16 protein-coding genes and 2 tRNA genes are annotated in these 22050 nt (G+C 72.7%); 3 read left to right on the top strand and 15 right to left on the bottom strand.

The window, feature by feature from the left end; all coding sequences use genetic code 11:
* Positions 1 to 526: 526 nt before the first annotated feature.
* Entirely contained in the window at positions 527 to 922 is a 396-nt protein-coding gene (locus tag ACGFIB_RS27395; RefSeq protein WP_357249986.1) for a hypothetical protein, read from the top strand.
* Between the two features lie 5 nt (positions 923 to 927).
* Here ACGFIB_RS27395 and ACGFIB_RS27390 read toward each other — a convergent pair whose 3' ends face one another.
* A complete protein-coding gene (locus ACGFIB_RS27390; RefSeq protein ID WP_393376002.1) occupies positions 928 to 2523 on the bottom strand; it encodes an ABC transporter substrate-binding protein in 1596 nt (531 codons plus the stop codon).
* A gap of 175 nt (positions 2524 to 2698) precedes the next feature.
* Here ACGFIB_RS27390 and ACGFIB_RS27385 point away from each other — a divergent pair, with 175 nt between their 5' ends.
* Positions 2699 to 4708 carry a sensor histidine kinase gene (locus ACGFIB_RS27385; protein WP_393375999.1) on the top strand — a complete coding sequence of 670 codons (2010 nt, stop codon included), beginning with the start codon at positions 2699 to 2701 and terminating at the stop codon, positions 4706 to 4708.
* Complete coding sequence (locus tag ACGFIB_RS27380; protein WP_229689741.1) at positions 4705 to 5076, top strand: DUF742 domain-containing protein; 372 nt, start codon at positions 4705 to 4707, stop codon at positions 5074 to 5076. Before ACGFIB_RS27385 ends, ACGFIB_RS27380 begins: the two co-directional genes overlap by 4 nt.
* 25 nt (positions 5077 to 5101) lie before the next feature.
* Here the strand turns inward: ACGFIB_RS27380 and ACGFIB_RS27375 are convergent, their stop codons facing one another.
* The 14 genes from ACGFIB_RS27375 to ACGFIB_RS27310 all read right to left on the bottom strand — a co-directional run bounded on the left by ACGFIB_RS27375 (position 5102) and on the right by ACGFIB_RS27310 (position 21987).
* Positions 5102 to 6811, bottom strand: coding sequence for a hydantoinase B/oxoprolinase family protein (locus tag ACGFIB_RS27375; protein ID WP_393375997.1), 1710 nt, complete (start codon positions 6809 to 6811; stop codon positions 5102 to 5104).
* Complete coding sequence (locus tag ACGFIB_RS27370) at positions 6808 to 8820, bottom strand: hydantoinase/oxoprolinase family protein (protein ID WP_357249995.1); 2013 nt, start codon at positions 8818 to 8820, stop codon at positions 6808 to 6810. The genes ACGFIB_RS27375 and ACGFIB_RS27370 overlap by 4 nt, the downstream gene beginning before the upstream one ends.
* A 43-nt stretch (positions 8821 to 8863) precedes the next feature.
* Positions 8864 to 10384 carry a helix-turn-helix domain-containing protein gene (locus tag ACGFIB_RS27365; protein ID WP_357249998.1) on the bottom strand — a complete coding sequence of 507 codons (1521 nt, stop codon included), beginning with the start codon at positions 10382 to 10384 and terminating at the stop codon, positions 8864 to 8866.
* Entirely contained in the window at positions 10368 to 11351 is a 984-nt protein-coding gene (locus tag ACGFIB_RS27360; RefSeq protein ID WP_357250001.1) for an ABC transporter ATP-binding protein, read from the bottom strand. The genes ACGFIB_RS27365 and ACGFIB_RS27360 overlap by 17 nt, the downstream gene beginning before the upstream one ends.
* Complete coding sequence (locus ACGFIB_RS27355) at positions 11348 to 12172, bottom strand: ABC transporter ATP-binding protein (protein ID WP_357250004.1); 825 nt, start codon at positions 12170 to 12172, stop codon at positions 11348 to 11350. The genes ACGFIB_RS27360 and ACGFIB_RS27355 overlap by 4 nt, the downstream gene beginning before the upstream one ends.
* The gene (locus tag ACGFIB_RS27350) at positions 12169 to 13026 is read right to left on the bottom strand and encodes an ABC transporter permease (RefSeq protein WP_142571408.1); all 858 of its coding nucleotides are present in this window, start codon (positions 13024 to 13026) and stop codon (positions 12169 to 12171) included. The genes ACGFIB_RS27355 and ACGFIB_RS27350 overlap by 4 nt, the downstream gene beginning before the upstream one ends.
* A complete protein-coding gene (locus tag ACGFIB_RS27345) occupies positions 13023 to 14039 on the bottom strand; it encodes an ABC transporter permease (RefSeq protein WP_357250007.1) in 1017 nt (338 codons plus the stop codon). Before ACGFIB_RS27345 ends, ACGFIB_RS27350 begins: the two co-directional genes overlap by 4 nt.
* 2 nt (positions 14040 to 14041) lie before the next feature.
* Entirely contained in the window at positions 14042 to 15676 is a 1635-nt protein-coding gene (locus ACGFIB_RS27340) for an ABC transporter substrate-binding protein (protein ID WP_357250010.1), read from the bottom strand.
* Between the two features lie 17 nt (positions 15677 to 15693).
* A complete protein-coding gene (locus ACGFIB_RS27335) occupies positions 15694 to 17241 on the bottom strand; it encodes a hydantoinase/oxoprolinase N-terminal domain-containing protein (protein ID WP_393375992.1) in 1548 nt (515 codons plus the stop codon).
* A complete protein-coding gene (locus tag ACGFIB_RS27330) occupies positions 17238 to 18305 on the bottom strand; it encodes a DUF917 domain-containing protein (protein ID WP_142571404.1) in 1068 nt (355 codons plus the stop codon). Before ACGFIB_RS27330 ends, ACGFIB_RS27335 begins: the two co-directional genes overlap by 4 nt.
* Before the next feature lie 100 nt (positions 18306 to 18405).
* Positions 18406 to 19659, bottom strand: coding sequence for an NAD(P)/FAD-dependent oxidoreductase (locus ACGFIB_RS27325; protein WP_393375990.1), 1254 nt, complete (start codon positions 19657 to 19659; stop codon positions 18406 to 18408).
* 116 nt (positions 19660 to 19775) lie between these two features.
* Entirely contained in the window at positions 19776 to 21338 is a 1563-nt protein-coding gene (locus ACGFIB_RS27320; RefSeq protein WP_393375988.1) for a PucR family transcriptional regulator, read from the bottom strand.
* A 143-nt stretch (positions 21339 to 21481) separates the two neighbouring features.
* Positions 21482 to 21558: transfer RNA gene (locus tag ACGFIB_RS27315), tRNA-Met, on the bottom strand.
* Between the two features lie 352 nt (positions 21559 to 21910).
* A tRNA-Met gene (locus ACGFIB_RS27310) sits at positions 21911 to 21987 on the bottom strand.
* Between the last annotated feature and the right edge of the window lie 63 nt (positions 21988 to 22050).

Genomic DNA, 22050 nt, shown 5'->3' with positions numbered 1-22050 from the left:
CACACGCAAGACAACCACCGAAGTGATCGAAGAGAAGTGCGCCGAACCGCGCCGACACCAGAAGATTACCAGGGTCCGGCACCGCCATGACCCGATTGGAGAACAACGCCGCCTCGGTGCGCGCTATTCCCGTGAGGCCGTCCCGGCTGCAGGCGTCCGGCCGTCGGACACACCAGCCCGTGTCCGGTGTTCCCGCAGGTCACGGACCGAAGCCCGCTCAGTCTCCGGTACGCGGGAAAACGGGCGGGCGAGCGGGGACAACCAGATCCGTCTCTCAGGCATCTACTTAGCGCCGCGGCGATCAGCCGGCACGGCGCAGACGATCGGGGAGGAACGACGTGAGGGACGACAGCCGCGCATGGCCGGCGTCCCCGCGCTCCGCGACGGCTCCATATGGCCGTCGTTGTCCCACGCAACCGAACGTCAAGCCGCTCGCAATCGCCCCGCGCTACGAAGACGATGCGGAAGTCCCCTTACGGCGCCAACCCGGCCGCCCGGACTTCCGTCGCTGGAGGTGGCCATCATCATGCGGTCGGAGTTCGACGACATCCGCGCCCACATCACCGCCGAGCCGCCGCGGCCGAGCGAGTTGCTCGAGCTCGCGCACTCACTGCTCGACGACCTGGAGCAGCTGCGAACCCGCGAGGCGATCCTGCGCTCGCACTACCTCGCTCTGCTGACCGCCGCTCGCGCCACCATGGCCGCGGACGCCGCCGGGCACCCGGCACCGCTCACCTTCCTGCAACACGAGCTGGCCGAGCACGGGCAGCTTCCCGACGGTGAGCAGGCGCAGCGGATCCTGTCGGACGCCGTGGCCGCGCAGTCCATGCTGGCCCACCTCGACGAGCCCGCGGGACCCCGGCGGTCCCGTGTCGCCCGCGCCCCCCTGTGCGGCGGAGTCAGCCGCAGTCTGCGGGGCTGAGCGGCTCAGCCCGCGGGGATGAGCTCGTGCACGAAGACGACGTTGGGGTAGGCCGGGTTGTCGGTGTACCCCTGGACGTTGCCGAGGTAGGCCCGCTGGTAGTTGGACACCCACGGCACCGCCACCACGGCCTCCTCATCGATGAGCCTCTTCTGGAGTTCGACGTACGCCCTCTCCGCGGTGGGACGGTCGTTCGTCAGCAGTGACGGCAGCCGATCGATCTTCGAGTCGACGTCCTTGTCCTTGAGGTAGGTGAGGTTGAAGGACACCGGCTCCGCGCTGTGGAAGACGTTGAGGAACCACGAGTACGCGTCGGCGTAGTCGGGCCACCAGTACATGACGAGGATGTCCTGACGCTTGGCCAGGTCGGCGGACTTGCCCTGGTCCCACTGCTGGGTCCACTGCATCGCCTTAGCGTCGAGCTGCACGTTCAGCTCGGCGAGCGCGCTCCTGAGCTTGCCTACGAGCAGTTTCTCGTCGTCGTCCCCCTGCGCGTACGTCAGTGTCAGGCGCAGGGGCCTGCCGCCCGGACCGTACCCCGCCTCGTTCAGCAGCGCGGTGGCTCCGGTCAGGTCCTGCTTCGGGGTGAGGCCGGTCTCGTGCCCGAGCAGGCCCTCGGGCACAAGACCGGAGGCGGGCGCCCCGGCTCCCTTGAGCGCGGTGATCAGGCCGTCGTAGTCGATGGCCTTCTGCACCGCCTTGCGCAGCCGTACGTCCGCCAACGGGCCCGAGGCGGTGTTGAACAGCACGAGCATGTTCTGGAAGGACGGCACCTGGAGGGTGCGCACGCCCGCGGTCATGCGGGCCCGCCGGAACAGCGCGGGGTTCAGCCGTTGCACGAAGCTCGCCTCGCCGCGCAGCAGCAGCTGGTAGGCCCTGTCGAGGTTGGGCGTCACGCGGAACTCGACGTTCCGGTAGTGCGGGCCCTCCCATCCGCCCCAGTAGCGGTCGAAGGCGCGCAGCACCAGTTCCTTCTCGCGGCCCTTCTTCCAGCTCGCCACCGTGTACGGTCCCGAGCCCGCGTCCCGGCCGGCCTGGAACCACTTCTTGAGGTCGCCCGTACCCGCCGCCTGGGTGTCGTAGATGTACGCGGCGTAGTCGGCGGAGGCGATCAGGTCGAGCGGTGCGGCGTACTTGAGGCGGAACTCCACGGTGAGCGGGTCCTTGACCGTGATCTGCTGGACCGAGTCCCAGACGTAGGCCGCGCCGGCGCCCATCCGCTTGGTGCGCTCGATGGACGCCTTGACGGCGGAGCCGTCCACCGGCCGTCCGGTGTGGAAGACCATGCCGGAACGCAGGGTGAACGTCCAGACCTTGCCGTCGGACGAGGCCTGCCAGCGCTCGGCCAGGCGTGGCGCGGCTCTGCGCGTCCGGGGGTTGTACATCGTCAGCGAGTCGTAGATGTTCTGCATCGACATGATCTCGTTGGAATACGAGCTCGCGGGGTCCCAGTCGGTGACGATGTTGAGATTCGACAGGTAGACGAAGGTGGAGTCCTTCGCCGAGGGAAGGTTCGCGGCCGACGTCGACGGAACCTCACCCCCGCCGCAGCCCGCGAGGGCCAGCACGGCCATCACTCCCAGCACGAGTAAACGGCGCATGCGTGCGGGTCCTTTCCGTGTCTACCATGATCGACGCTACTGCAAGATCACGATCAGACACGATATTTCCGGCTAATCGATCACAGGCCCCTCATGCGACCCACCTCGCTGCTACTCTCTATCCCTGTCGCAAAAAGGTTTTATGTGAGGCTTGTCCCTCACTGGGCGAGGTGCCATGAGTCCGCGCAGGCGTGACCGGCCGATCAGGTCCCGGCTCATCGGCCTGCTGCTCGTACCGCTCTTCTCGCTGATCGCCCTGTGGGCGGTCACCGCGGGCGTCGCGATCGGCGACAGCCTGAGCCTGCGCACCTACAACACGCTGTGGTCCACGCTCCGGCGGCCCGCCGACTCCCTCATCGTCGACATGCAGGCCGAACGCCTGACCACGGCCCGATACCTCGCCTCGCAGCGGACGGACGACCGCGACATCATGGTCCTGCAGCGCCAGCGGACCGACAGGACCAGAGACAAGCTCCGCACGCTGGCCCTTTCCTCCGACTCCCGCTCGGCCACCACTCCGGCCATGCGTACGCAGGTCGACGAGATGCTGGCGGGACTCGGCCGGATCGACGAGATCCGGGCGGAGATCGACGAGGGGCTCTCCGAGCGCCTGCGTGCCATCGAGACCTACAACCTGGTCAGCGACTCGATCTACCGCATGCACTACAGCCTGGCGCTGATCGACGACATCCCGATCTACCAGCAGTCCCGCGTGGTGATCTCGCTCGGGTACGCCAAGGAGTTGCTGACCCGGGAGCAGGCGCTGGAGGCCGCCGCCGGCGCCTCCGGCCTCACCGACGAGGAACGCAAGCTGTTCACGCAGCTCGTGGGCAACCGCCGGTTCCTCATCGACCAGGCGCTGCCCGAGCTGGACGCCGGCCTGCGGCAGCTCCACGTCAACCTGATCACCACTCCGCTCTACCAGCGCCTGCGGCTGCAGGAAGAGCAGATCATCGAGGCCCCCCGGCTCTCGGCCCGTACGCAGCGGGTGTGGCAGTCGACCTCCGACGACCTGGCGGAGTCGTTCCAGAAGGCGCAGACCGAGGCGGCGGCGCTGCTCGCCGAGCGCGCGGCGCCGATCGCCGACTCGATCCTGCGCCGGGCCGTGCTGGTCGGGGGCTTCGGTCTCCTCGCGGTCGTCGCCTCGATCCTGATCTCACTGCGCGTCGGCGGACGCCTGGCCCGCGAGCTGGCCGACCTGCGGCAGGCCGCGCTCGACCTCGCGAACAAGCGGCTGCCGGGCGTGCTGGTCAAGCTCAAGAGGGGCGACGACGTCGACCTGGCCACCGAGGCGCCCCCGCTGCAGGCCGAGGGCGGAACCGCCGAGATCCAGGACGTGGGCCGCGCCTTCTCGACCGTGCAGGAGACCGCGGTGGAGGCCGCCATCGGGCAGGCCCGCCTGCAGCGGGGAGTCAGCCAGGTCTTCCTCAACCTGGCGCGGCGCAGCCAGACGCTGCTGCACCGGCAGCGGACCCAGTTGCACGGCATGCAGCGCCACGCGACCGACCCGGACATGCTGGAGGAGCTGTTCCGGCTCGACCACCTCACGACCCGCATGCGCCGCCACGCCGAGGGCCTGATCATCCTGTCGGGCAACGCCCCCGGCCGTGCCTGGCGCAAGCCCATCCCGATGTACGACGTCGTACGCGGGGCCGCGGCCGAGGTGGAGGACTACGCGCGGGTGAACGTGCTGCCGATGGAGGACCACGGGCTCGACGGCGCCGCGGTGGCCGACGTCATCCACCTCATCGCCGAACTGATCGAGAACGCCACGGTCTTCTCGCCGCCGCACACCACGGTGTCGGTGCGCGGCGAGATCGTCGGCATGGGGTTCGCGGTCGAGATCGAGGACCGCGGGCTCGGTATGACCAACGAGCGGCTCGCCGAGCTGAACGAGCGTCTGGCCAACCCGCCGGAGTTCGACCTCGCGGACACCGACCGCATGGGGCTGTTCGTCGTCGCGCGCCTGGCCACACGGCGGGACATCCGCGTGACCCTGCGGCCCTCGCCCTACGGAGGAACGACCGCCATCGTGCTGATCCCATCCGTGCTCATGGTTGGCCCAAAGGATCCCGATCTCGCCCGTCTCGCCGCGGGAGAGGTCACCCCGGAGGACATCATCCTCGCCTCGCTGCAACGGGGACCGCAGGAGAACGAGAACACCGGCGAGGAGGACCGAAAGTGACGGAACGCATGCACGACCAGTGGTTGGACGAGGAGGCCGGGCCGGTCGTGCCGGCCTACGCCCTGACCCGCGGACGCGTGCGGCCATCCAGCCAGGACATCGACCTCGTCGCCATCGTCACCGCGACCGGTGGGCCCACGCCGGTGAGCCTCGGTCCCGAGCAGTGGATGATCCTCAGCCTGTGCGCCCGCCCGGCGTCGCTGGCGGACATCGCCGCGGCGATCGACCTGCCGCTCGGCGTCGTACGGGTGCTGGTGGGCGACCTCCACGAGCAGGGTCTCCTGCAGGTGCGCCCACCGGCCAACGTCGCGCGCTTCCCCACCCCCGGCATCCTGACCGAGGTGATCAGCGGCCTTCGCGCGCTGTGACCCTCCTTCGCCTACCGGCGACGGATCACAGCGCGTGCGGGTAGTGCCGTGCGGCGTGCTCGGGCGTGATGTAGCCCTCCCGCAGGTCGGCGCGCACGGCCTCGGGGTCGCGCTCGGCTGCCGGGCCGTACCCGCCTCCCGAGCCGGTGCGCAGGTGCACGACCGCGCCCTTGGGCAGGAAGATCCGCGTCTTCAGCGAGAAGTCCTCGGCGTGCCCGTCGGGATACTCCACCGTGAGCCGGTTGGGCCGTCCGGACAGGCCGCCCTCCAGTCCCCAGGGCTCCAGCGCGGTCCTGGCCAGGCCCGCGGTGAGGTACTGGTCCTCCAGGATGCGGAAGGACAGGTCGAGCCCCAGGCCGCCGCGGTGGCGGCCGGGCCCGCCGGAGTCCTCGGCCAGGGCGAGCCGCTCGATCCTCCAGGGGTTGCGCGCCTCCCACACCTCCGCGGGAGTGAAGCGGGTGGCCGACTCCGAGATGTACATGAGCGCGCTCGCGCCGTCGGCCGACGGTGAGGCGCCCTGGCCCACGGGATGCGGCGCGCCGTCCGCCCACGGCTCTCCGGTCGCCTCGCGGTTGCCCCACCACACCAGGGCGTTGATGTCCCCGCCGCTGGCGGCCGGCACCGATTCCGGCACGGCCTCGGCCAGCGCCCTGATGATCAGCTCGATGGCGTGGTCGGAGGGGATGCCGTACATGAAACAGGGCGCGGGCCGTACCGGGTGGAACAGCGAACCGAGCCGGGTGACCAGCTCCAGCGGGCGGAAGTGGCCCTCGTTGGGCTGCTCGCCGGCCCCGGCGAGGAAGGCCACCGCGATCCGGACGGCCGCCACGGTGGACGGCAGCGGGCAGTTGACCGGCCCGCCGACCTGGTCGAGGCAGCCGGTCAGGTCGACGGTCACCGACGACCCGTCCACGACGACCCGGACGCCGAACGGGATCGGCGTGCCGTTCACGCCGTCGGAGTCGATGACGCTGGAGGCCTCGTAGACGCCGTCGGGCAGGCGCTCGAACCAGCCGCGCACCAGCGCCTCACCGTGGGCGTACATGCGGGCGACGCAGCGGCGGAAGGTGTCCAGGCCGTGCCGCCGCACCAGTGCGCCGAGGGCCTCCGCCCCGGTCCGCGCCCCGGCCACCATCGCGTTGATGTCCCCGATGACCATCTCCGGCATCCGGCTGTTGGCCAGGATCATCCGGTAGACGTCGCTGACCAGCCGCCCGGCGTCGTACAGCTTGACCCCGGGGAAGATCGTGCCCTCCTGGTGGACGTCGACCGTGTCCGTGCAGTAGGGGTCCTTGCCGCCGATGTCGAGCCAGTGGGCCTTGATGACCGAGTACGCGACCAGCGTGTCGTCGTGGAAGATCGGCACCACCATCGCCGCGTCCTGGGGGTGGGAGCCGGTGCCGTACGGATCGTTGTAGAGGATGACGTCGCCGGGGCTGAGGGTGGCGGGGCCGCCGACGCCCTCGACGGCCTCCCGCACGCAGAAGCCGAGGGTGCCCATGAACGCCGGCAGCGTCGGGGCCTGCGCCAGCATGCACATGTCGGCGTCGTAGAAGGCGACGGCGAAGTCCAGCGCCTCGTAGATGATCGGCGAGAACGCGGTGCGGATCAGCGACTGCTTCATCTGGTCGGCGGCCGCGTTGAGGCCCTGCCGGATGATCTCGGTGGTGACGGGGTCGGCGCCGTCGCCCAGGCCGGGGTGGACCTCCGCGTATCGGGTGCGGACGATGGTCATGCGCGGTCCTTCCGTGTGATCATGAGACAGCCGCTCTCGTGCGCGTCCACCGCGAATCCGGCGTCCACGTAGGTGGTCGCGGTCGGCTCCACCACCAGCAGCGGGCCCTCGGTCACGCCGTCCAGGTCCTCCCGCCGCACGACCGGGGCCTCGGTCCAGGCGCCCCGGCGGAACGACCACAGCCGCGTCGTCCCCCGCCCGCCCAAGCCGGACGGCGGGGCCGGCACCATCGGGCGGTCCGCGTCGAGGACCACCCTGGCGGTCGCCCGTACGGTGACGATCTCAAGGGGATCGGGCAGGGTGTGGCCGAAGGCCCGGTGGTAGGCCTCGGAGAACCGGGCGGACACGGCCGCCAGGTCGTCCTCCCCGAGCCGCACCGGGATGGTCAGCGTGTGCTCCTGCCCCCGGTGGCGCAGGTCGAGGTCCACCTCGCGTACGGCCCCCGGCTGCGCGAGCCGTTCGAACAGCGTCCGCGTCACCTGGTCGACCAGCGGCAGCGCCTCGTCGTCCAGAGGACGCACCATCGTGCGGGCGGCCGACCGCACGATGTCGGCCTGCACCAGGCCGACGGCGGAGAAGTTGCCCGCGTTGGGCGGCACGACCACGGTGTCCACGTCGAGCTCGTCGGCGAGCAGGCAGCCGAACACCGGCCCTGCGCCGCCGAAGGCGACCACGGCCGTGCCGCGCGGGTCCACGCCCCGCTCCACCGTCACGCCGCGCACGGCCTGGGCCATGTGCGCGGCGGCGATCCTGACCACGCCCACCGCGACCGCGTCCACGCCGTCGATGCCGGTCGGGCCCGCGAGCGGCGCCAGCGCGCGGGCCGCCGCGTCCTCGGACAGTTCGATGCCGCCGGAGATGTGGCCGCGGGGGATCATGCCGAGGTGCAGGGCGGCGTCGGTCACCGTGGGCTCGGTCCCGCCGCGCTGGTAGCAGGCGGGCCCGGGGTCGGCGCCCGCGCTGCGCGGGCCGACGCGCAGCAGGCCGCCCGCGTCGGCGTACGCCACGGAGCCGCCGCCCGCGCCCACCGACCGCACGTCCACCCAGGGACTCTGCAGCGGCAGGCCGACGACCTCGCCCTGGTAGAGCAGCGGGAGCCGCCCGTCCTCGATGAGCGCGGTGTCGAAGCTGGTGCCGCCGACGTCGGCGGCGACGGCCGTGCCGATGCCGAGGGAGGGGCCGAGCGAGGCGGCCAGGCGGGCGGTGGCGGCGGCCCCGGCCACCGGGCCGGACAGGATCGTCTCGAACGGCCGGGCCGCGGCCTCGGCCAGCGCCAGCGCGCCACCGCCGGACCGGGTCACGAGCAGCTCGCCGGCGAAACCCCTCGCTCGCAGCTCGCGGTCGAGGTTGTGCAGGTAGGGGCCCATGCGGTGGCGGACGAAGGCGTCCACGACCGTGGTGCAGGTGCGCTCGTACTCCCGGTACTCCCCCGAGACCTCGTGCGACAGCGAGACCGGCCCGGCGAACCCGGCCTGCCTGAGCAGCTCGGCCGCCCGCGCCTCGTGTGCGGGGTTGGCGTAGGAGTTGACGAGCACGATCGCGACGGCGTCCACGCCCTCGGCCGCGAACGCCTCGGCGGCCCGCCGCACGTCCTCCGGCTCCAGGTCACATGCGACCGAGCCGTCGGCGGCCACCCGCTCGGTCACCTCCAGGCGCAGCCGCCGGGGCACGAGCGGCGGCGGCGGGGTCCAGAACAGGTCGTAGGGGTCGTCGCGGTCGCCCCGGCGGATCTCCAGCACGTCGCGGAACCCGGCCGTGGTGATCAGGCCGACGGTCGCGCCCCGCCTTTCGAGCAGCGCGTTCAGCCCCACCGTGGTGCCGTGCACGAAGTGGCGGCAGCGGGCGAGCAGATCCGCCGGCACCGCCGCGTCGACCGCGGCGAGGACCCCGCGTTCCGGCGCGGACGGCGTGGTGGGCTGTTTGGCGACCCTGATCTCGCCGGTCGCGGCGTCGTGCAGGACGAGGTCGGTGAAGGTCCCACCGACGTCCACTCCGATGACCGTTGTCATGCCTGGCAACGTAGATGCGACCGCGCACCGCGTCGATGTGTCCTCACGACGACGAGATCGTCGTTGTTGTCTCCGGGAGACAGTCGTGGTCGAGCACCACGTGACAGGCGAGCTGGAGCGCGAAGCGGGTCTGCGGGTCGGACAGGTCGGCGTCGAGCGCCTCGGCGATGCGCCTGATCCGGTGAGCGACCGCGTTGGGATGCAGGCTGAGCAGCTCGGCCGCCCTGGTGCGGGAGCCCCAGCTGTCCAGGTAGGCCTTCAGCGTGGGCACCGCCTGGGCGCTGAGCACCCCGAGGTGTTCCAGCGGGGCGAGCATGTCGCGGGCGGCCACCAGCGCGCTGTCGCTGCCGCTCAGCTCCGCGAGGAGCGCGTGGACCCCGAGCCGGTCGAACCGCACGACCTCCCCGGCCGCGGCGCGTGCGGCGGCCGCCCGCGCCTGCGACGCCGTACGGCGCAGCCCGTCCGGCCCCGCCTGGCAGGTGCCTACCCCTGCCCCCGCGATCGACGGCCACGACGCTGCCCGCGGCACGTGGGGCACACCGGTGCCGACGAGGGTCGTCCGCTCGTCGGCGGTGAGGAGCACGAGCACGCCGTCCTGCCACCGGGTGACCAGCGGCGGCGCCGACAGCTCGGCCGCATCGCCGAGACCCGCATCGCCGAGCCCCTCGTCGTGAAGCCGCCCGTCGTGAAGCCGCTCGTCGCGAAGTCCCAGTCCCCTGGGCAGTGCGGCGGCGGTCCCGCGCGCCTCGCGGAGCACCGGGTCCGCCGCCCCGGGGGCCGCCCCGCCGCCGGGGTCGCGCAGGAAGACCGCCACGTGCCAGCCGTCCACCGGCACGCCCTCGTGCCGGGCACGGCGGGCGGCGGTCCGGGTGTCCTTGGCGCCGAGCAGGGCCAGCAGCGCGCGCTCGCGCGCCGCCTCCGCCTCCCGCGCGGCCGCCCGCACCCGGCCGAGCGTGGTCGCGACGACCTGGGCCACGATCGCCGCCGCCGGGTCCTCGCCCTCCCAGCACACGTAGCCGTCCGGCCGGCCCCCGACCCGGATCACGGTCGCGTTGGCCGCCGGGTCGGCCAGGTCGGCGACCACGTACGCGACCCCGACAGAGGCGGACGCCGCGCGCAGGATGTCGTCCTCGCCCGCGCCCTCCATCGCTCCGAGGCCGTCGATCGCCTCACGCGTACGGCGCAGCAGCAGCCCGGGATCGGCGCGCACGGCCGCGCTGAGGCCGAGCACGGTGTCCGACAGCGAATGGTCGGAGGCGCCGGCGAGCAGCGCGACCCGCTCCCGTCTGGCCAGCTCCACCGTCTCCGGCGTGGTGCCCGAGGGGCCGGGCAGCACGATCCCGGCCAGGCCGCCGCGTCCGGCCAGCCGCAGCGCGTCGAGCACGTCGCACGACCGCATGGCGTGGCGGGACAGGATCGCCAGCGCGCCCGGGGCCGCCGTGGCCAGTTCGCGCATCTCGTCGACGAGGACGACGCTGCCGACCTCCCGTGCGTCCCAGGGCCCGGCGACGAGCGTCAGCCTGCGGCCCGTGGGCGTCCTGAGCAGGTCACTGACGCGGCGCATCGGGGGTCTCACCTCCGTGGGGGACGCGCGGAGCCGAGGAGGCCGGGGTGTGCAGCACCTCCTCCGCGCGGTGACATGCCACTTTACGCCCCTCGACCTCGCGCACCTGCGGCGTCGCCTCCCGGCAGCGGTCCACCGCGAGAGGGCAGCGCAGCCGGAACGGGCACCCCGTCGCCGCCGCGGCCGCCTCGGTACGCCCGGCGGCGCGCGGCGGCTCGCCGCCGAGGCGCGGCACCGCGTCGCGCAGCGCCCGGGTGTACGGGTGGGCCGGGCGGGTGAGCAGTTCCCCGGTAGGGCCGGACTCGACGACCCGCCCGGCGAACAGCACCGACGACGTACGGCACAGCCGCCCCACGACGCCGAGGTTGTGCGTGATGAGCAGGTAGCCGAGCCCGTGTTCGGCGGCCAGCCTCTCCAGCAGGTCGAGGATCCTGGCCTGCACGGTGACGTCGAGCGCGCTGGTGGGCTCGTCGAGCACCAGCAGCCGGGGCTCCACGGCCAGGGCGCGGGCGATGGCCACCCGCTGCCGCTGGCCGCCGGACATCTCGTGCGGCCTGCGGGCGGCGAGCGCGGGGTCGAGCCCCACGTCGGCGAGGAGCGCGGCGACCCGGTCCCGCCGCTCGGCCCCGGACATGCGGTGGTGGGTGGTCAGGGCCTCGGTGATCGACGCCCCGGCCGTCATGCGGGGGTCGAGCGCCTCGCTGCCGTCCTGGAAGACCGGCTGCACGGCCCGGCGGAACTCGGCCCGGCCGGCCCTGCCGAGCCCGGCCAGGTCGCCGGCGCCGTACCGGACGACGCCGGAGCGCGGGCGCATGAGGCCGAGCAGGGCGCGGGCGAGCGTGGTCTTGCCCGAGCCGCTCTCCCCGATCAGGCCCACCCCTCCCTCGTCCACGGCGAGCGTCACGTCGTGGACCACCGCCGTCGCGCCGTACGCGAGGGTGACCCCCTCGGCGGCGAGCAGAGTCATGGGCCCTCCCCCTCGTGGAGATCAGCAGGTTCGGGTGGTGCGGGCACCGCTTCCGGCGCCGCTTCCGGCAGTTCGGGGACCGCGGCGATCAGTTCGCGGGTGTAGGGATCGCTCGGCCGGGCGAACACCTCGGCGGCGGAGCCGCTCTCCACCACGGCGCCGTCGCGCATCACCACGACCCGGTCGGCGATCGTGGAGACCAGCGCGAGGTCGTGGGAGACCAGCAGCACGGCGAGGCCGCGCTCGTCACGCAGCCGGCGCAGCACCGCGACCACCTCGGCCTGCACGGTCACGTCCAGCGCGCTGGTCGGCTCGTCGGCCAGCACGACCTGCGCGCCGAGCGCGAGGGCCAGCGCGATGGCGAACCGCTGGGCCTGGCCGCCGGACACCTGGTGGGGGTAGCGGCGCAGGATCTCGGGGTCGAGCAGCACCGCGCGGACCCCCTCCTCGGCCCGCTCCCGCGCGTCCGCGCCCTTGACGCCGTGCCGGGCGAGCGCGCGGCGCATGAGCGTGCCCAGGCGCATGGTGGGGTTGAGCGCGGCCTGCGGGCTCTGCATCACCAGGGCGGCCCGCGAGCCGCGGATCTCCCGCAGCCGCGCCGGGCTCGCCGTGAGCACGTCCACGTCGCCCACCATGATCCGGCCGCGGACGTCAGCGCCGTGGACGAGGCCGAGCGTGCTGAGCAGCGTGGTCGTCTTGCCCGACCCGCTCTCGCCGACGAGCGCCACGCACTCCCCCGCGGCCACGTCGAGCTCGGGAACCGACGCGATCACCCGGTCGCCGATCCTCACGACGAGGTCCCTCACGCTGATCAGATTCATCGCGACAGCCTCGCCCTCAGCCCCTCGCCGAGCACGTTGAACGAGAACGCGGTGACCAGGATGGCGAGGCCGGGGAAGGTCACCACCCACCAGTCGGTAGTGAACAGCGACTGGCCCTGCTGGACCATCAGCCCCCACTCCGAGGTCGGCTCGTGGGCGCCGAGCCCGAGGTACGACAGCGCGGCCGCGGTGAGGATGACCCCGCCGCCGTCCAGCGACAGCTGGACCAGCACCGGCGTGAGCGAGTTCGGCAGCACGTGCCGCAGCACGATGAGCGGGGCGGGCACGCCCAGGCAGCGCGCGGAGTCGACGAAGCCCCGGGTGGCCACGGACGCGGCGACCGACGCCGTGAGCCGGGCGTACCACGGCCACCACGTCACCGCGATCGCCACGATCACGGTGGTCACGCTCGGCTGCAGCACCACGGCGAGCGCCAGCGACAGCAGCAGCGCGGGGAAGGCGAGGAAGATGTCGGTCACTCGCATGATCACGTCGCGGGCCCAGCCGCCGGCGTATCCGGCGACCACTCCCAGCACGACGCCGGCGACGCCGCTGACGGCCAGCACCGCGACGGCGATCAGCAGCGAGGTGCGGGCGCCGAACAGGACCCGGCTGAACACGTCGCGGCCGACCTGGTCGGTGCCGAACCAGTGGGCGCCGCTGGGCGGCAGCAGCGCCTCCAGGGGGTGCGTGGCCGAACCGCCGTCCCCCGGGTAGGGGGCGATCCACGGCGCGAGCAGCGCCGCCAGCACGACGACGCCCAGCAGCACGGCCCCCGCCACCGCGAGGCGGTCCACCCCGGCCAGGCGCCGCAGCGGCGTACGGCGGAGCGTGGTCAGGGCCGGAGCGGTCATCGGGCCCTCACCCTCGGGTCGACCACGCCCTGGAGGAGGTCCACGGCGAGGTTGGCGACGACGTACAGCACGGCGACCAGCAGCGTGACCCCCGCGATGGCCGGGGTGTCGAGCGAGCGGATCGAGTCGGCGGCGTACCGTCCGAGGCCCGGCCAGTTGAACACGGCCTCCACGAGGAAGCCGTTCACGATCGAGTACGCGAAGACGAGCGCGATCAGCGACAGCACCGGGTTCAGCGCGGGCCGCAGGGCGAACCGGGTGAGCACCGCGGTCTCGCCGAAGCCGAGCGCGCGCTCCAGCCGGGCGTGGTCGCGCGCCGACTCGTCGATGAGGGCGGCCCTGGTCATCTGGGCCACCACCCCGGCCGGGTACGCGGCGATCACCAGGGCGGGGAGCACCAGGTGCGCCAGCGTGCTCGTGAGCATCGGCCAGTTGCCGGTGATCAGCGCGTCCACGGCCGTGATGTTGGTGAAGAGGTGCAGGGGGCTGGTCCGGTCGAGCGACGCGTCGTACTCCCCGGCGACGGGCAGCCAGCCGAGCCCGCTGGCGAAGACCGTCTGCAGGGCCAGCGCCAGCCAGAACACCGGCACCGACACGGCCAGCATCGACGACAGCCGCACCGACAGGTCGGGCAGGCGGCCCTTGTAGCGGGCGGCGGCGATCCCCAGCGGGATGCCCGCGACCAGGGCGATGATCAGCGCCGCGCCCACGAGTTCCAGGGAGGCCGGGAACGCCTGCAGGAGGTCGTCGCGCACGGGCTGCCGGGTGTGCAGGCTGGTCCCCCAGTCACCGCCGAGCAGGTCGCGCACGTAGTTCCACAACTGCACCGGCAGCGGGTCGTCCAGGCCGAACCGCTGCCGGGCCTGGGCGAGCTCGGCCGCCGTCGCCTTCGGCCCGGCGTACGCCACGGCCGGGTCACCCGGCACCAGGCGCATGATGGCGAACGTGAGGACGATCACGCCCGCCACGACCAGGACGGCCTGGCCGAGGCGGCGGATCAGGTACCTCGGCATGATCAGGCGCCGGGCTTCAGGTCGTAGACGAACACCACGTTGGGGTAGGCCGGGTTGTCCACGTACCCCTGGATCGACTTGGCGTAGGCCCGCTGGTAGTTCTGCACGTAGGGCACGGCCACCGCCGCCTGCTCATTGATGATCGTGTTTTGGAGGTCGGCGTACGCCTTCTCCGCCGCGGCCTTGTCGGTCGCGGTGAGCGCGGGCAGCTCGTCGATCTCCTTGTCGATCGCCGCGTCCTTCAGGTAGGAGAGGTTGAACTGCACGTCCTTCTCGCCGTGGAAGACGTTGATGAACCACGAGTAGGCGTCGGCGTAGTCGGGGAACCAGTACATGACGAAGATGTCCTGGCGCTTCGACGGGTCCTTCGCCTTGCCCTGGTCCCACTGCGTGGTCCACTGCAGCGGCTTGGCCGACAGCTTCACGTTCAGCTTGTCGAGCGCCGAGGAGAGCAGCGTGACCAGCAGTTCCTGGTCGGCGTCGCCCTGGGCGTAGGTCAGCGTGAGGTCGAGCTGCTTGCCGCCGGGACCGTATCCGGCCTCCTTGAGCAGCGCCTCGGCGCCCGCGAGGTCCTGCTTGGGCGTGCTGCCGGGGATGTTGCCGAGCAGGCCCTCGGGGACCAGGCCGCTGGCGGCCACGCCCGCACCCTTCATCGCCGCCACGAGGCCGTCGTAGTCGATCGCCTTCTGCAGGGCCTGCCGGAGCTTCACGTCCTCAAGCGGGCCGGCGGCCGTGTTGAACAGCACGAGCAGGTTCTGGAACGACGGCGTCTGCGAGGTCTGCACCGTGTCCGTGCTCCCCGCCTGCGCGAACAGCTGCGCGTTGAGCCGCTGGACGAACGACACCTCGCCGCGCTGCAGCAGCTGCCAGGCGGTGGTCAGCTCGGGCGTGACCCGGTAGGCGATCTTCTTGTAGTGCTGGCCGTCCCAGCCGCCCCAGTAGCCGTCGAACGCCTTGAGCGTGAGCTCGGTCTCCTTGCCCTTCTGCCAGCTGTCGATCGTGTACGGGCCGGAACCCGCGTCGTGGCCCTCGCCGAACCACTTCTTCAGGTCGCCGGAGGCGGCCGTGGTGTCGTAGACGTACGACGCGTAGCCGGCCGAGGCGATCAGGTCGAGCGGCGCGGGGTACTTGAGCGTGAACTCGAGCGTCGTGGCGTCCTTGGCCTCGATCTTCTTGACCGCGCCCCAGATATACGCCGCGCCCTGCCCCTCCTTCATCGTGCGCTCGATCGCCGCCTTGGCCGCCGCGGCGTCCACCGGCTTGCCGGTGTGGAACTTCGCGCCCTCACGCAGTTTGAACGTCCACTGCTTGCCGTCGGACGAGGAGGTCCACGAGGCGGCCAGCCGCGGCTCGGCCTTCTTGGTCTGCGGGTTGTACCGGGTCAGCGACTCGTAGATGTTCTCCATCGCGATGTTCTCGTTGGAATACGAGCTCGCGGGGTCCCAGTCGGTGACGACGTCCAGGTTGGGGACGTACACGAACGTGTTGTCGGCCGTGCCTGCGGCCGAGCCCGCCGAGGAGCCGGACTGCGGACCGGAGTCAGCGGCGCCGCGGACCTGCCCGCCCGAGCAGGCCGCGGCGGTGACGGTCACGGCGGCCACGGCCCCCGCGGCGAGAAGACGCTTGTGCCAGCGCATGTGAGGGAGTTCCTTTCCTATCCGGCCTGCCGGGCGAGGGGGCCGGCGGCCTTGACGTGCAGGCGCACCGCGGGCTCAGGAAGGTAGCTGAGAGGGATCTCACTGAGCTCGACGATCTGAACGGTTGCGGGGTCGGCCCCGGCGGCGACGGCCCGTGCGGCCGCCTCCTCCTTGGCGTTGTCGATCAATCTAGCCCTGGAGCTCCCGCTTCCAGAAGCAGGCACGATCGTTTCGAGCCTGCCGCTGGCGAGGGCGATGGCCGCGCCCACGGCGTTGGCCACCTCGGCGTGCGCCGGGCGGATCACCTCGCGGGCCCCCGGCACCTGATCGGCCAGCAGGAACGCGCCGCCGCCGACCGCCACGAGCGGCCGGTCGGCGCGCCCGAGCGCGACCCGGTCCACCGCGTCCGCGACGGCCTCGTCGGCCGCCCGCACGGCCCGGGCCAGCCGCTCGTGCCACTCCTCGGGGACCGGACGGGTGCCCACCGTTCCCCGCCCGGCCGCCACCGCGGCGTCGGTCATGGTGGGGGTGGAGCCGCCGAAGACGAGCGCCTCCGTGCCGATCCGGTAGCCCACCGAACGCGGCTCCGCCCCGATGATCGTGCCGCCGCCGAGAGCGATGGACAGGATGTCGGGCATCCGGAAGTTGGTCACGACCCCGCCGATCTCGACCGCCGCGGCCGACTCCCGGGGGAAGCCGCCGACGAGCACGCCGAGGTCGGTCGAGGTGCCGCCGACGTCGGCCACGATCGCGTCCGTCACGCCCGACAGGTACGCCGCGCCGCGCAGCGAGTTGGCCGGGCCCGAGCCGATGGTCAGCACCGGGTAGCGCGCCGCGTAGTCGACGGCCATCAGCGTGCCGTCGTTCTGCGCGAAGTAGGTCTCGACCTCCAGGCCCCGCGCGTCGAGGGCCTCGCGCAGCGCGACGGTGACGTCGCGGGCCACGCCGTACAGGGCGGCGTTGAGCACGGTCGCGTTCTCGCGCTCCAGCAGGCCGAGCGAGCCGATCTCGTGGCTGAGACTCACCGGCACGTCGCCGATCTCGGCGCGGATGATCTCGGCGACCCGGTTCTCCTGATCGGCGCTCGCCGGGCTGAACACCCCTGCGACGGCGATCGCGTCGGCGGGCGTGGTCGCGACGAACTCCCTGACCGCGTCCACGTCGAGAGGCGCGATCTCGCGCCCGTCGACGAAGTGCCCGCCCCGCACGATCGCGGTTCCCGCCGCGACGGTGTCGCGCAGGTCGTCGGGCCACTCGCTGAGCGGCGGCACGGAGGTGGTCGCCGGGGCGCCGAGCCGCAGCACGGCCACCCTGCCGAGAGCGCGTCGCTCCAGGATGGCGTTGGTGGCGTGGGTGGTGCCGAGCATCACCCGCTTCACCAGCTTTTCCAGGCCCGGCTCGGGCAGCCCGGCGAGGACCGCGTCGAGCACCGCACGCAGGCCCCCGGTCACGTCGGGGCTGGTGGGCCGCTTGGCTGTGGCCAGGACCCGGTCGTCGTCGTCCAGCACCACCGCGTCGGTGTTGGTCCCGCCCACGTCGATGCCGACCCGAAGCGTCCCACTCATGCGATCTTCTCCACCGGCAGGTAGTCCATGTCGTAGCCGAACGCCCGCGGGCCCGCCGTCTCCAGGCCCTTCGGCGTGCGCCACAGGGGGTCGCAGGGCCAGGCGAGCACGGTCACCCGCTGGCCGTACCGCAGCCCCTCGGTCGGGATCGCCGTCGCCGTCTGGCTGTCGACCACGGTGATCAGGTCGGGCACCATGGCCCTGACGCGCCCGTCCTCGACGGCGACGAGGTTCTCGTTCTGGATCTCCAGGGTCAGCGTCCTGTCCCGGTCGTCGCCGGTGCCCTCGACCGTCGCCGTGCCCCGGACGAACCCGCCGGTGGTCCTGCGCTCCAGGTCGGTCAGCTTGCCGGTGATCAGCCGTACGGCGCCGAGCTCCTCGGTCAGCGCGGCCAGCGGGTCCGCGGCGCCCTCGGTCGCCCGGCCGACCGCGATCGCCCGGCTCACCGTGCCCTCGATCACCGCGCCCGCGCACTCGCGCGCGGTCAGCACGTAGTCGGCCATCAGGGCGCTCGACCCCGCCGCCACGCAGACGGCCCGCGCGATCTGCTCCGCCCACAGGCCGTCGACCGGACGGATCGTCACGACGTTGCCGACGACGTCGGTCATGACCACGAGGTTGGCCGGGATCCCGGCCACGTACATCGAGACCATCTGGACCTCGGGGAAGGCCCGGCCCATCGCGTCGGCGTCGAGCAGCGGCAGCCCGAGCCTGGCCGCCCAGGCCACCGGGGCGACGCCGTTGCCGCCTCCGATCTCCGAGGACATGACCGCGGCGGGCCGACGGCCGAAGATCCGTTCGATCTCCTCGGCGATCCTGACCGGCTCGTCCGTGCCGTGGACCATCTCGTTGCTGACGGTCGGCGCGCCGATTCCTGACAGGGGCAGCACGAGGGCGTCGTCGGGTAACTCGTCCAGGCTGACCAGCGGCACCTCTCCGTACTCACGTATCGCGCGCCGGGCGGCGATGGCGCCGGGGCGGACGTCCCCGCCGCCGCCGGTGCCGAGCACGGCGCAGCCGCGAGCCAGCGCTGCGACGTCCTCCAGTGTGATGCGAGCCTGCATGCGGGGAGCCTTCACCACCGGACGGTCCGGCCTCAATGTCACTGTGCGACATCTATCGGGCAATTGTTGTCGCCCCACGACAAGGCCGGAAAGGCGGTGCTCAGCGCAGCGGGTCGAACTCCCGCAGGGCGGCGGGCTGCTTGCCGGTGGTGATCTGTTCGGCGAGGAGCCGTCCGGTGGCCGGGCCGTGGGCCAGGCCCCACATGCCGTGCCCTCCGCCCACGTAGACGCCCGGGGCGTCGGTCGCGCCGATCAGGGGTCGCCCGTCCGGCGTGACCGGCCGGGGACCGACCCAGACGTCGGTGCGGTCCTCCCAGCGCACGCCCCGCAGCAGGGGGCGGGCCGAGGCGATGATCGCCTTCAGCCGGGCCTCGACCGCCGGAGCGTCCGGGTCGCGGAACTCCATCGTGCCCGCGACGCGCAGCCCACCCTGGTAGGGCGTGCACGCCACCCGTACGTCCGGCAGGTAGATCGGCCCGGGGACGGGGTGGTCCACCGGCACGGTGAACGAGTAGCCGCGGCCGGCCTGCACTGGGACGCGCACGCCCCAGCGGCCCGCCAGCCGGGACAGCCAGGCGCCGGTGGCCAGCACCACCGCGTCGGCGGTCAGGACGGCGCCGTCCCGGCCCACGACGACGACCTTCCCGGCGCCGGTGCGCACGTCGGTGACCTCGTGCTTCTCGATCGCGGCCCCCCGGGCGACGACGGCCTCGCCCAGCGCGTGGACGAAGCGGCCCGGGTCGACGTAGCGCTGCCCGTCGATCCGCACGCCCGCGGTCAGTGCCTCGGAGGCGAGCGGCATGGCCTCGGCCAGTCGCCGTGCGTCCAGCGCGGTGTGATCGACCGGCTGCCCGGCCTCGGCCATTCTGCGCAGCTCGTGGAGCAGGCCCTGGGCCTGACGCGGCGTCCGGAAGCCCGCGGTGATCGGCGCGTCCTCGACCGGGGCGGCCACGCCGTCGGCGGCGAGCACCTCGTAGGCCTCGATGCACTCGTCGTTAAGCGGCAGGTTGGCGCGCACGGCCCGGGTCCACGACGACCACCGGCAGTTGGCGGCGAAACGGGTGAGGAACGCCCACAGTCCCGGATCGACGGTCGCCGGGACGTGCAGCGGCGCGGCCGGGTTGAACAGCGAGCGCAGGCCGTACCGCAGCACGGAGGGCTCGTTCAGGGGGATGGCCAGGCCGGGCGCGATCCAGCCCGCGTTGCCCCAGGACGCGCCGGCGGCCACGCCCCGGCGGTCGACCACGGTGACCTCCACACCGCGCTCCTGAAGGAACCACGCGGTGGACAGGCCCACGATCCCCGCGCCCACCACGATGACCGACCGCGGCCAGTCGTCAACGCGTCCGGACATGCCTTACCTCCACACCAGGCGACTGCTTACCCGGTCAGCATCGCCCGCGCGGGGCCGCGCAACGTTGTAGTGGCCGCACAATCGCGGCGCCCCTGTTGTGGATTACGGACAACCCTCTATTCGTCCTCGGCCGCCAGGGTGATGAGCATGGCGAGGCGCTTGCGCGGATCGTCCAGATCCAGCGGGGTCACCTCGCTCATCCTGCGCAGGCGGTTGCGGACGGTGTTGGCGTGCACGCCGAGCCGTTCGGCGGCGGCCGCGAGATCGCCCTGCGCCTCCAGCCACGCCCGCAACGTCGCCACGTAGTGGGTGTCGTGCTGCCCGTCGTGCCGGCGCAGCGCGCTCACCGGGCCACGTGCGGGGACGCGGCCCGCGCGCGCCGCGGCGCGCAGCCGGTGCAGCAGGATGTCGTCCCAGGACTCGTCGTAAGCGGGTGGCCCGCCGGCGGGCATGGCGTGGGAAACCTCGCGCGCGGGCACGGCGTTGGAGGTCTCGTGCAGCGCCAGGCACTCCTCCGCCTCCCGGCGGCTCGCCGGCAGCTCCGCCGCCTGGGCCGCCGCACCGATCCCGGCCGCGACGCGCACTCGTGGCGGCAGCCCCGCCCCCAGCGCGGCCACCCATTCCCGTGCCGCCGCCGCCCCCGCGTCCGGCAGGATCGTGTAGAGCGTGTCGCCGAGCAGCGTGCTCCTCCCGCGTCTGGACCAGCCGAAACCGGTGGTGGCCCGCTCGAAGGCCAGCAGGAGCATCGCGTGCGGTTCCTCGGAGGTGTGCGTGCGCACCGCGACGACCCGCATCCGCGCCTCCGCCAGCCCCAGGCGGCTGACCACGGTCGCCGCGTCGGCGGTGCCCTCCAGCAGCCGGACGACCAGATCGGACTCCACCTGCCGCTCCAGGTCCGCGCTCGCCCGGGAGCGCAGCAGATGCAACGCCACGGCGCGCGCGCCGTTGGCCAGCGCGGTGTGCCGCGTCCCGGTCAGGGGGTTGCCGCACGTCACCCACACCGACCCGAGCAGCTCCCGCCCGGCCCGCACCGCCACGGCCATCCTCCCGGTCATGCCGTGCGACGGGTCCGGCTCGACGAAGACCGGCTCGTCCGTCGCCGCCAGGCGGGCGAACACCCCTCGCGCGCGGAACGTCTCCCGCAGCCGCTCCGGAACCTGCCGCACCAGGATCGTCTCCAGCCGGGCCGGGTCGCCCGCCTGCTGCGAGCGGGAGTACGCCAGCACCCGCGAGAGCGGGTCCTCGATGGTCACGGCGCCGCCGACGGCGTCGGCCAGGTTGTCGGCCAGCGCGAACAGGTCCGTGGGCCCCCGCCCCGACTCGGTCTCCCGCCCTTCCAGCACCAGTCCGTAGACCACGCCGACGAGGTGGCTCCACGAGACGGCGGGGTCGACGAGCATCACCGCCACGTCGTGGCTCTCGCCGGCCACGGTCGCCTCGCGCGCCGTCTCGGCGCCCGCCCGCACCAGGACCACCGTGGCCTGCGCCGCGACCGCCCACCGCACCGCCTCGGTCACCGACCCCGCGCCCACGGCCACGAGCACGTCACCGGTGACCCGGCCGTCGGTGGCGTCCGGCATCGCCACGCTGCGCAAGCGCGCCGAGCGCCTCTCGGGCCGCCCGCACAGCCGTACGCCGTACGCGCCCAGCACGTTGACCAGGCGATCCAACGTGATCATGCGCTACTCCCGCCCGAGGCCGACGGCTGTGCCCGTATCGGCCGCGCTGGACTGGATCTGGGCTGGACTGGACCTGGACCGGACCGGCCCTGGGAAAGGCCGAAGGCCCGGTCTCCGTTTCCGGAGGCCGGGCCTTCGTTTCTTGGTAGCGGGGACAGGATTTGAACCTGCGACCTCTGGGTTATGAGCCCAGCGAGCTACCGAGCTGCTCCACCCCGCGTCGTTGTGTTCACAACCCTACCCGCCCCGCGCACAAGTGCCAAATCGGTTCCGCCCGCGGGCCGGCCGGCGGGCGGGCTGAGGCCTACGACGGCACCGCGTCCTCGGCCGGAAGGACTCCTGCCGCACTCCTCGTGACGATCGATCGACGCGGGTGCGCCGCCCCGCGAGTCACAAGATCCAGGCGCCCGTCCGGATCGAGACGCAGACGCCCCCAGGAGCGCAACCGACCCAAGGAGCACAGCCGGTCAGAATCGCCCGTGTCGATTCGAGGGGTCGGCTACCGGCATCACGGCAAAAAGAAACCCCCGGACCTGTGAGTCCGGGGGTTCCCGATGTCCTGCGACACCTTTTGGTAGCGGGGACAGGATTTGAACCTGCGACCTCTGGGTTATGAGCCCAGCGAGCTACCGAGCTGCTCCACCCCGCGTCGGCTCTACGAGACTATCCCGGCACCGGCCGGAAGGCAAACCGGAGCCCCGCGCCGTGGGGC

Origin of the sequence: Microbispora bryophytorum, assembly GCF_043197435.1 — a bacterium.
Classification (GTDB): domain Bacteria; phylum Actinomycetota; class Actinomycetes; order Streptosporangiales; family Streptosporangiaceae; genus Microbispora; species Microbispora bryophytorum.
This window is presented reverse-complemented; position numbering and strand designations above follow the sequence as displayed.

Coding starts and splice junctions, on each gene's coding strand:
- ACGFIB_RS27335 (WP_393375992.1), bottom strand. CDS start 17,241: ATGAGTGGGACGCTTCGGGTCGGCATCGACGTGGGCGGGACCAACACC.
- ACGFIB_RS27345 (WP_357250007.1), bottom strand. CDS start 14,039: ATGCCGAGGTACCTGATCCGCCGCCTCGGCCAGGCCGTCCTGGTCGTG.
- ACGFIB_RS27330 (WP_142571404.1), bottom strand. CDS start 18,305: ATGCAGGCTCGCATCACACTGGAGGACGTCGCAGCGCTGGCTCGCGGC.
- ACGFIB_RS27340 (WP_357250010.1), bottom strand. CDS start 15,676: ATGCGCTGGCACAAGCGTCTTCTCGCCGCGGGGGCCGTGGCCGCCGTG.
- ACGFIB_RS27390 (WP_393376002.1), bottom strand. CDS start 2,523: ATGCGCCGTTTACTCGTGCTGGGAGTGATGGCCGTGCTGGCCCTCGCG.
- ACGFIB_RS27370 (WP_357249995.1), bottom strand. CDS start 8,820: ATGACAACGGTCATCGGAGTGGACGTCGGTGGGACCTTCACCGACCTC.
- ACGFIB_RS27360 (WP_357250001.1), bottom strand. CDS start 11,351: ATGACTCTGCTCGCCGCCGAGGGGGTCACCCTCGCGTACGGCGCGACG.
- ACGFIB_RS27375 (WP_393375997.1), bottom strand. CDS start 6,811: ATGACCATCGTCCGCACCCGATACGCGGAGGTCCACCCCGGCCTGGGC.
- ACGFIB_RS27325 (WP_393375990.1), bottom strand. CDS start 19,659: ATGTCCGGACGCGTTGACGACTGGCCGCGGTCGGTCATCGTGGTGGGC.
- ACGFIB_RS27355 (WP_357250004.1), bottom strand. CDS start 12,172: ATGAATCTGATCAGCGTGAGGGACCTCGTCGTGAGGATCGGCGACCGG.
- ACGFIB_RS27365 (WP_357249998.1), bottom strand. CDS start 10,384: ATGCGCCGCGTCAGTGACCTGCTCAGGACGCCCACGGGCCGCAGGCTG.
- ACGFIB_RS27385 (WP_393375999.1), top strand. CDS start 2,699: ATGAGTCCGCGCAGGCGTGACCGGCCGATCAGGTCCCGGCTCATCGGC.
- ACGFIB_RS27320 (WP_393375988.1), bottom strand. CDS start 21,338: ATGATCACGTTGGATCGCCTGGTCAACGTGCTGGGCGCGTACGGCGTA.
- ACGFIB_RS27350 (WP_142571408.1), bottom strand. CDS start 13,026: ATGACCGCTCCGGCCCTGACCACGCTCCGCCGTACGCCGCTGCGGCGC.
- ACGFIB_RS27395 (WP_357249986.1), top strand. CDS start 527: ATGCGGTCGGAGTTCGACGACATCCGCGCCCACATCACCGCCGAGCCG.